The sequence below is a fragment of the Pantoea sp. F_5 genome (assembly GCF_008631595.1).
Taxonomy (GTDB): Bacteria; Pseudomonadota; Gammaproteobacteria; order Enterobacterales; family Enterobacteriaceae; genus Pantoea; species Pantoea gossypiicola.
Genome location: NZ_VWUO01000014.1, coordinates 95,048 through 105,078 on the forward strand (window position 1 = coordinate 95,048; position 10,031 = coordinate 105,078).

Below are 10,031 nucleotides of genomic sequence, written 5' to 3' on the forward strand. Positions count from 1 at the left end.
CGTAAACCCACAGGTTAAGAAACCGCCTCAAAAATAGCCCTCCCCCTTGTTTTTGTCCCTTTCTGATGGATAATTCGCCAAAATTTACACCCGGTTACAGTTAGTGAAATGGAATTTTCATGAAAAGGATTTGTTTATCGCTCTGGCATCCGCCAAAGCCTCTGCTCGTCATAGTCGCGGGCGCGCTGTTCTGCTTCTCTTTACCGCTGATGGCAGCCTCGCCAGCCGATACGCCCCGCGAAGAAGGACAGGCGATTGATGCCCGCGAGCAACAGCGTCAGCAGACGCGCGAGCGCGTGCTGCAGCAGCAGAATGCGCCGCAGGTAAATGAACATCTGCGGCGTCCGGATAGTCATCTGCCCGGTTATCCTGCTAATGAGCAGCCCTGTTTTCCCATTAATCGAATTGCCCTGACGGGCGAGGCAGCCAGCCGTTTTCAGTGGGCGCTTGATGCTGCTTCAGACGCCCCCGGCCGTTGCCTGGGCGGACAGGGCATCGTGCTGGTCATCAACAAAGTGCAGAATGCAATTCTCGCCAAAGGCTATGTGACCACCCGCGTTATGGCGCAGGAGCAGGATCTGACGAAGGGCGTGTTGACGCTGACGCTGCAGCCTGGCCGTATCAGCCAGATCCGCTTTGAAGAACCTGTTTCCTGGCGTGGACGGCTGTGGAATGCCGTTCCGGCGTCATCGGGCGATATTTTGAATCTGCGGGATATTGAGCAGGGCCTGGAGAACTTTAAGCGGGTGCCCAGCGCCAGTGCTGACATTAAAATCGTGCCGGGCGAGCGGGAAGCCACCAGCGATCTGCAGGTCAACTGGCACGAAGGCAGACCGGTACGGCTCAGTCTGGGACTGGATGACAGCGGATCTGAAAGTACCGGACGCTACCTCGGTTCTGCCACGCTGGCTGTGGACGCCCCCTTTGCGCAGAACGACCTGTTTTACGCCAACATCGGCAAAAATCTGTTTGAGCATGGGCCGTTCGGCAACCGCTCGCATACCCTGAATTACTTTTTCCCGATCGGGTACTGGGCCGTCTCCGCCAACTACAACGACTACACCTATCACCAGAACATTCCCAATGCCAATGAGGTGCTGCGCTATAGCGGTAAGAGCGATAATGCCCAGATCACGGTCTCCCGCCTGCTCTATCGCGACCAGTCGAACAAAACCACGCTGAATCTGCGTGGCTACCGCAAACACTCCACCAACGCCGTCAACAATATCGACATAGAGCAGCAAAAGCGGCGCACCGCAGGCTGGGAACTGGGCCTGAATCAGCACAGCTATTTTGGCAGCAGCACGCTGGACGCGAATATCGCCTGGCGGCGCGGTACCGGGGCATTCAATGCATTACCTGCACCGGAAGAGTCGCGGCATCAGGGCAGTGCGCGTACCGGCATACTGCTGGGCGACCTCGGCATCAACCATCCTTTCGCCCTGGGCGAGCAGCCCTGGCGGGTCTATAGCAGCGTGCGCGGACAATGGAGTCCGAATGCGCTGACGCCGCAGGAGCGCATGGCGATTGCCGGTCGATACACGGTACGCGGCTTTGACGGTGAACAGATGCTGTCAGGCGAAAAAGGTCTGCTGTGGCGCAACGAAATCGGCTGGAACCTTTTCTCACGCGGGCATGAGCTTTACCTGGCCGCCGATTATGGCCGGGTAAGCGGACCCGCGACGCGGGACCTGGTCGGGCATCAGCTGGCAGGCAGTGCCATCGGCGTACGCGGCTCACTCTGGGGTCGCTTCAGCTATGACCTGTTTGCGGGCGTGCCGCTCTGTAAACCCGAGGGTTTTCATACCTCAGGCGCGACGGCGGGTTTCAGCGTTAACCTGGAAATCTGACCAACAAAGCGGGTGATCACCGCTATCTGAAACAGTGACTTTCACACGGATGTGACCCATGAATAAACATTGCTATCGCATTATCTTCAGCCGCACCCATGGTGAACTCCGGGTGGTGTCAGAACTTGCCCGCAGTTGCAGCACGGAACCCGGCCAGAGCCGAGGCAACGGCGCGCCCCGGCTCTGGGTTACTTTACGCCGCACGGCGTGGCTGCTGGGACTGGCGCTGTTTGCCGGGCCAGCACTGGCGAACGGCATTGTGGCGGATGGCAACGCTACGCCAGGTCAGCGGCCGGACGTCATCGCGACTCAGAACGGGCTGCCGCAGGTCAATATTACTGCGCCCAATCAGGCAGGAATCTCACACAACCAGTATCAGCAGTTCGACGTCGCGCAGAACGGTGCCATCCTGAATAACTCCGCAGTGATGACCTCCACGCAACTGGCCGGAATGATTCAGGGCAACCCGAACCTCAAGCCCGGCGCTGCACCGGCGCGGGTGATCCTCAACGAAGTGAACAGCAACAATCCCAGCCAGCTTCGCGGTTATATGGAAGTGGCGGGCGGACGGGCGCAGGTGATCGTTGCCAACCCGGCAGGAATTGTCTGCAACGGCTGCGGCACCATCAACGCCGGACGGATGACGCTGACCACCGGCAAACCGCAGCGCAACGCCGACGGCAGCCTGGCGGGTTATCAGGTTGAACGCGGCGTGGTGCGCATTGAAGGCGGCGGACTCAACGGCGATCCCCGTCATGATACTGAATACGTAGACGTTCTGGCCCGCGCGGTGGAGATCAATGCGGGCGTCTGGGCCAAAAAAGAGCTGGCGGTGGTCGCTGGGCGTAACCGCATCAGTGCCGACACACAGACGGTCACACCGCTGGCTGACGACGGCAGCGCCAGACCTGAACTGGCGATCGACATGGGTCAGATGGGCGGCATGTACAGCGGCCAGATCCGCATGATTGGTACCGAAGCAGGCGTCGGGGTACGGAATCAGAACGCTCAGGTGCAGGCGGGTAAAACGCTGGTAGTGAGCAGCGAAGGTAAACTTGTCTGGCAATCGACGGCACAGGATGGCGTCACGCAGGCCGCAGGCGACATCAGCCTGACGGCCAGAGACAGCGTTGATTATCAGGGCAAGCTCCACAGTGGCGGTCAGCTGACGGTTCAGAGCCGTGAAGGCGAGATTACCCAGTCCGGCACCCTGGCGGCGGCTGGTGACGTACGGCTGACGGCAGCCCGCAGCATTCAGAGCAGTGGACACCTGCTGGCAGGCAGCGACGCCAGCAGCCAGATTGTGCAGGAAGCCAGTCTGCAACTGGAGAGCCAGGATACCATTCGCGCCAGTGGCAGCCTGTTGAGCAAAAAAGAGGTCAGCGCACATGGACGCCGCGTCGATCTCAGTGGCGCTCAGGTCGCTGCCAGCCGCGCCACCCTGACTGCTCAGGAAGCGGGTGTTGCCGTGCGTCAGGCGGTGATTAATGGCGCGGAGCTGGTGATAAACACCTCTGGAGATATTGAGGCGCAGCAGGCACAGATTAGCGCCGGACGCTGGCAGATCGACGGGCGCAGCCTGTTCAGCCAGCAGGCGGGATGGTCGCAGACCGGCAGTGGCGAAAGCCGCTTTACGTTGTCTGGCGGGCTGGACAACAGCGAGGGTTCGATTGAGAGCCAGCAGCTCAGTTTCCAGGCCGCCTCGCTGAACAATCAGCGTGGCCGTATGGTTGCGCTTGATAACGCAGCGCAGCACTGGCGGATTGATGGGCTGTTTGACAACACGTCGGGCGAGCTGGGCAGCAACGGCGATCTGACGCTTGAGACCGGCAGCCTGAATAACCAGGACGGCACCATCAAAACCCAGGCGTCGCTGGCTATCACTGCCCGCGACGCGGTTAACAACAGTCAGGGTAATCTGCTGGCCGGTAATGCGCTCACGCTTAGCGCGGGTGGCGATCTGGATAATCACGCAGGCACCCTTAACGGCGGCCAGCTGTCGCTGACCGCGCAGCATCTGAACAATGCGCAGGGCGAGATTACCAGCCAGCGTGATCTGAGCCTGACGGCAAACGGGCTGGATAATTCAGAGGGCAAAGTGATTGCGCTGCAGGATCTGAGCCTGACGATGGCACAGGGCCTGGACAACAGCGATGGCTGGATCGAAGCGGGCCATCATCTTTCGCTCAACAGCGGCGGATTCTGGCAGAACAGCGGTGGGACGGCGCAGGGCGGTGAGCAGGTTACAGCGACGGCCGATCAACTCAATAACGCCAGCGGCCGGTTGCAGTCTGGCGGTGATCTGACGCTGACCAGCCGCGGCGATATCCTCAACCAGGGCGGTAAACTCACGGCGAAAAACGCTCTCGCGATCCAGGGTACCGCCGCGACGCTGTTTGATAACGATGGCGGGTCGCTGCAAAGCGGCGGCGATCTGCTCATGCAGGGTGGTGCACTGAACAATCGTCAGTCAGGGCAGATTCTCAGCCAGCAGACGCTGACGCTCAGCCTGGCAGGCGACTGGGACAATCAGGGCGGCACCCTGACCGGCAACGGCAGCACGCAGGCCAGCGCCGCAAATCTGTTGAATGCCGGGGGGGCGATCAATGCGCTGGACGCGCTGGATATGCAGTTCACGGGCCGTCTGGATAACAGTAATGGCCGCATCTTCAGTCGGCTAAGCCAGACGCTCCAGGCGCAGGAAATTGGCAATGCGCAGGGCTGGATGGGTAGCCAGGGGCGCTGGACTGCCACGACTGCCGGTTTCGATAACACGGCGGGCAGCGTGCAAAGTCAGCAGCAGGCTGAGCTCTCGGCAAACTGGCTCAGTAACGCCAGCGGCGTGTTGCAGTCAGCCGCCGGGCTGGTGTTGCGCGTTGCACAGGATATCAATAACCTGGCCGGTAAAGTCTCTGCTCAGCAGCTGCTGACCGTTCAGGGTCAGACCAGCGGCAGCCGCACCGGTAACATTAACAATGCGGGCGGCCAGTGGCTGGCTGGTGAGGGGCTGACCATCACCGCTGCCCATCTCGGTAACACTCAGGGCGGTCTGCTCTACAGTCAGCGGCAGTTAAGGCTGAACCTGGCCGGGGATCTGGATAACCGGGCGGGCAACGTGCAGAGTGGCGGCACGCTCCAGCTTGATGCACAGACGCTGAACAACGCGGGCGGCCACATCGACAGCCAGCAACAGCTCAGCCTGCAGCTGTCAGGACAGATGGATAACAGCGACGGTGCGGTGCGCAGCAACGGTGAACAGCAGGTTAATGCCGCGACGGTCACTAACCGTCAGGGCATCTTCAGCAGTCGTGAGGCGATTAATCTGACAACAGGGCAACTGGAGAATGCCAGCGGCACGCTGATCAGTCAGGGCGCGGGAAATTATCACCTCAATGTGCTCAACAACCAGCAGGGCAAAGTCCACAGCGGCGCGGCGCTCTCCCTTGACGCTGCGCAACTGAACAATCAGGGCGGCCAGCTGGTCGCCACTCAGGATCTCGTGCTGAAGGCCACGGCGATCGATAACAGCACACAGGGTGTGCTCAGCAGCCAGGCGGGACTCTCACTGCAGGCCGATCGTCTGAGTAACCGCGACGGCGGCCTGTTACTCGGTACGACCTTTACCGACATCGCTGCCCGTGACATCGATAACAGCAGCGGACGGCTGCAGAGCGCCGGAACGCTCCTGCTTCGGGGTGCTGCACAGCTGGATAACCGGCAGGGACGGATGCTGGCGAATGGCGATCTCACCCTCAACGCCGATCTCTCACCGACTGATTCACCGCTGGTGCTGCTCAATCAGAGCGGACGGCTGGAGAGTGCGGGCGCATTAAACATTCATGCACACGCTTTCGATAATCAGGGCGGTACCCTGCTCGGGCTGCAGGCTCTGACGCTGACTGCGCAACAGGATTATACCCGCCAGGCGGGCGAAACCCTCAGCAGTAACGGCACGGTGACTTTCTCTCTGAGTGGGGCGTTTACTAACCTGGTGGACTGGCTGTTGCCGGGTAATCTGGTGCTGAATGCCACGGCTATTACCAACCCGGCGATGTTGGTGGGTAAAACCGTTCAGCTCACGACGGGTGCGCTTCTGAACAGCGGGCGGCTTGAAGCCGACAACCTGACGCTGAATGTCGACTCGCTGGATAACCTCGCCACCGTGATAGGCGATGAGGTCACCGTGCGTGGTCGGGTTATCGATAATCACGGACAGCCTGCGGTCATTGCCGCAACGCAAAGCCTGACGCTGCAGGCCAGCGAGCGGCTGAGCAACAAAGAGGGTGCATTGCTCTACAGCGGCGATCGCCTGTCATTGCACAGCGATGACCTGATCGAGAACCGGGCGAGTTTTATCGAAGCAGATGGTGATATGACGCTGGAGGCGCGTCGACTCGACAACCTGCGCGAAGGACTGGTGATAGAGCGTGATGCTGAGACCAGCGACTACAGCTGGCATCGTTATAACTATTACTGGCGCTCTTATGGCGGAGAGACCAATACGGATCTCAGCACTATGGCGTCGACCACTCAGCAGCTGACTTTCCAGGATGAGGCAGCGGCACAGAATAATCCTTACGGCACGCTGCTGGCGATTGACGCTGCAGGCAAACGCGCCCAGGTCCGCGTCATGAACAATCAGGGTGTGCTGACCGATCTGTGGGTTAACTATCTGGCGCTGAACCCCAATGCCGACGGCACCTATGCCATGACGTTCTATGAAACCCGTGGGTTGCGGCAAAAAAATGTGCCAACCCCTTATCAGAACACGGTATGGCGCGAAGCCAACAGTGGACGTCTTGAGCAGTGGGATCCCGAAAAGCATATCGACATCGACAATGCGCTTTTCGTCACTGATTACAACAATTTCCGTGAGCGTAGCGTAACCGGCACGGTGACGCGTGATCGGCTGGTCAGTGAAGGTATCGGCGCGCGCATTCTTGCGGGTGGCGACATGGTGCTACGCATCATCGGCGCATTACTCAATGACGCCAGCGTGATCACAGCTAACGGCAATCTGACCGTGGACGGCGGTGGCAGCATTGATAACCGGGGCTATTCGGTCAATGAGCGACGCCAGGAAGTGATTGTCGACCATTATGACCAGAATACCCATCACTGGTACCCGACCTTCAATTCTGATGAGACCACGGCCCTGGCTACCATTGACAGCATCATTACCGGCAACGGTAATGTCAGTATCAGCGGAGCGAGCATCAGTAACACCACCGTTAATCAGGCGCAGGTCAGCCAGCTTGAGGCGGCGCTGCAGGCGGTGGACGCTGAGCGCGCAGAGTATGAACGTAACCCGCTGGCTTTTGCCATAGACGGCGTCGCTCACCATGACGGCGACACAGAGCTTGCGGCGGGTGACGACCATCGCCCGCTGTTACCGGCTGAGCTGGCACTGACGGCGCTGCAACAGCTGGAGAAAGTCACCACAGCCATCCCCGATAACGGCCTGTTCAGCCAGCACACTGCGGCGGGCAGTCCGTTCCTGGTTGTGACTGACGAGCGCTTCACCAGCCAGAGCAAATTTATCAGCAGCGACTATCTGCTCGAACGCGTGGGCTATGACCCGTCACAGGTGCATAAACGGCTGGGCGACGGTTTTTATGAGCAGCGCCTGGTGCGCGAGCAGGTCCTGAAACTGACCGGCAGGCCTTCCGTTAACGGCTGGGATGCGATGACGCAGTATCAGGAGTTGATGAATAACGGCTCGAAAGTGGCGCAGGATTTCCATCTGGTGCCGGGTGTGGCGCTGACGCCGCAACAGATTGCGGCGCTGCAGCAGGATATCGTCTGGCTGGTCAGCGAAACGGTGGAGACGGCAGAGGGTCCGCAGACCGTGTGGGTGCCAAAAGTCTATCTGGCTCAGACTACCCTGCGCCTGACCGGTGATGGCGCGGTGATTGGCGGCGGTAATCTGCAGCTCTCGGCAGACAGCGTCACCAGCGCCGGGAATCTCTTTGCGGACAAGGCACTGTCAGTCGACAGCAATCAGTTCCTGCACCTGGGCGGCGATATCAAAGCGGGCAGCATTGATGTGAAGGCGGAGACGCTGACGATCAGCACCGATCTGCAGAATGCCCTGCGCCAGGCGACGATGAGCGCTGACGATATCAGCCTCAGCGGCACCGATATCCGGCTGCAGGGCGCGAAGCTCAATGCCACCGATAACCTCAGCCTGAGCGCACGCAACAACCTTGAGATCGGCACTGCAAAAAGCAGCCACAGCGGCAGCCTGAACGTGATTGCCGGGGCGATGGGAAATCGCACCAGCCGCGGCATGGAAGAGGCGGGCAAGCGCATGGCGCAGGTCAGCGGCGAGTGGCAGCAGGCACAGGGCAGTGAGCTTAACGCGGGTGGTAACCTCCTGCTCTCGGCGGGGCGTGATCTGACGCTGACCGGCAGCCAGGCCAGTGCCACCGGCTCTGCACGGGTTGAGGCTGGCGGCGACATCCACATCGGCGCGGAGACCACTACTAATACCACCCATCTTGAGGCCAACAGCCGGACCTCATCGGTCAGCAACAGCCGTCAGGAAGATCGTCTGCTGCTCAGCACCCTGAGCGGTGACCAGGGCGTGACGCTGGTGGCAGGCAATAATCTGCTGGCTGAAGGCGCGCAGGTCGACAGTACCCAGGGCAGCATCGGTGTCAGCGCGCAGAACGTTACCATCAGGGACGCACGCGCCAGCCTGTCAGCGCAGGACAGCGAGAACAAGCGCGAGGGCAATACCCGCAGCCACCGCGAAGAGGAAAGCTCACGTGAGAGCGGCACCGGCAGCACCTTCAGCGGACAGCAGGGCGTAACCGTGATCGGGCGTGAGGGTGACGTCACGATCACCGGCAGTACGCTGCACAGCGAACAGGGCGCGGTCGGACTGCAGGCGAAGCAGGACGTGGTGCTGAATACAGCCACCGAACGGGAGTCGTTCTACAGCGAAGAACGCTCAGAGAATAAAGGTCTGCTGAACAAAAGCAGCGGCCACAGCGTAACGCAGGACGTTACCACCCGTGAGAACGGCAGCCTGCTGAGCGGCGAAAGCGTCACGGTCATCGCCGGACGTGACCTGACGGTAACCGGCTCGGCGGTGGCCGCCGACCAGGATGTGAACCTGCGGGCCGGGCGCGACGTGGAAATCGGCGCGGCGACGGAGACCGAGAGTCACTATCAGCTGGAGGAGAAGAAAAAGAGCGGCCTGCTGGGCAGCGGCGGCATCGGCTTCACCGTCGGCAAACAGTCGACCCGCCATGAAATCGATGAGAAGGGCACCACCCAGAGCCAGAGCGTCAGCACCGTCGGCAGCAGCCAGGGCAGCGTAAACATTACGGCGGGCAACCGTCTGCACGCCGGCGGCGCGGACCTGGTGGCGGGGAAAGACCTGAACCTGACGGGCGACAGCGTAACTATCGACCCGGGCTATGACCAGCGGACGCGCACCGAGAAAACCGAGACGAAGCAGAGCGGACTGAGCATCGCCCTGTCAGGCACGGCGGGCAGCGCGCTCAACACGGCGGTGAGCACCGCGCAGCAGGCCAGGAAGTCGGGCGACGGGCGGGTCAGCGCGCTGCAGAACACTCAGGCGGTGCTGAACGGGGTGCAGGCGGCGCAGGCATATCAGATGGACGGGCTGAACACCGCCGCGGCGGACGCGCGCAATGCCGCCGCAGGCCGGAGTCCTGGCGATAAAGACTATGAGACGGGATCGACCAACACCTTCGGCGTCAGCGCCTCGTACGGCAGCCAGTCGTCGAAAAGCGAAACGCGTACTGAAAGCAGTCAGTCGAAGGGCAGTACGCTCACGGCGGGCCGGAATCTGACTGTCACGGCCACCGGCAAAAATGGCACGGCCCAGAGCGGCGACATCAGCATCACCGGCAGCCAGCTGAAGGCGGGCGGCGACCTGAGCCTGGCTGCGGCGCGTGACATCCTGCTGCAGTCGGCGCAGAACACCCAGCGCACCGACAGTCAGAACAGCAGCAAAGGCGGCAGCGCCGGGGTGGGCATCGGCGCAGGGTCGGGCGGCTACGGCATCAGCGTGTCGGCGGGCGTCAACGCGGCGAAGGGCAGCGAAAACGGCAACGGGCTGACGCACAGCGAAACCACGCTGGACGCGGGCAGTCAGCTCAGCCTGACCAGCGGGCGCGACACCACGCTCACGGGCGCGCAGGCAAA

At 61.1% G+C, this 10,031-nt stretch carries 2 protein-coding genes; both read left to right on the forward strand.

Annotated features, from left to right (window positions below; translation table 11 throughout):
- Positions 1-119: 119 nt before the first annotated feature.
- Entirely contained in the window at positions 120-1,850 is a 1,731-nt protein-coding gene (locus tag F3I44_RS17840) for a ShlB/FhaC/HecB family hemolysin secretion/activation protein (protein ID WP_150014554.1), read from the forward strand.
- Positions 1,851-1,908: 58 nt separating this feature from the next.
- The coding region (locus F3I44_RS17845; protein ID WP_150019502.1) for a hemagglutinin repeat-containing protein at positions 1,909-10,031 on the forward strand (8,123 nt) is incomplete at its 3' end.

Coding starts and splice junctions, on each gene's coding strand:
- F3I44_RS17840 (WP_150014554.1), top strand. CDS start 120: ATGAAAAGGATTTGTTTATCGCTCTGGCATCCGCCAAAGCCTCTGCTC.